Annotated in this window: 1 protein-coding gene; it reads right to left on the bottom strand. The window is 63.0% G+C overall.

Going from position 1 to position 276, the window contains the following annotated elements:
- Positions 1 to 276, bottom strand: a 276-nt coding sequence (locus AAEZ09_RS28190) for an AMP-binding protein (protein ID WP_350601633.1), incomplete at both ends; no start/stop codon positions are given.

The raw sequence follows: 276 nt of genomic DNA, 5'->3' as shown, positions 1-276 counted from the left end.
AGGTAGACCAGTGCGCGCGCGCCGGAATCCTGGAACTGGTGGCGCATCTCCCGCGAGGTGTAGAGCGGGTTGGTATTGACCACGATGAGACCGGCGCGCAGTGCACCGAATACCGCAATGGGATACTGCAAAAGGTTGGGCATCTGAATGGCGATGCGGTCGCCGGGTTGCAGGTCGGTGTGTGTCTGAAGCCAGGCCGCGAAGGCGGCGGAGTAGCGTTCCAGATCGGCATAGCTGAGGGTGACGCCCATGTTGCTGAACGCGGGGCGGTTCGCA

It is taken from the genome of Pseudomonas sp. 65/3-MNA-CIBAN-0223, from assembly GCF_040310425.1.
GTDB classification, from domain to species: domain Bacteria; phylum Pseudomonadota; class Gammaproteobacteria; order Pseudomonadales; family Pseudomonadaceae; genus Aquipseudomonas; species Aquipseudomonas gregormendelii.
Note: the sequence above shows the minus strand (reverse complement) of the source record. Positions and strands in the feature narration are given on the sequence as shown.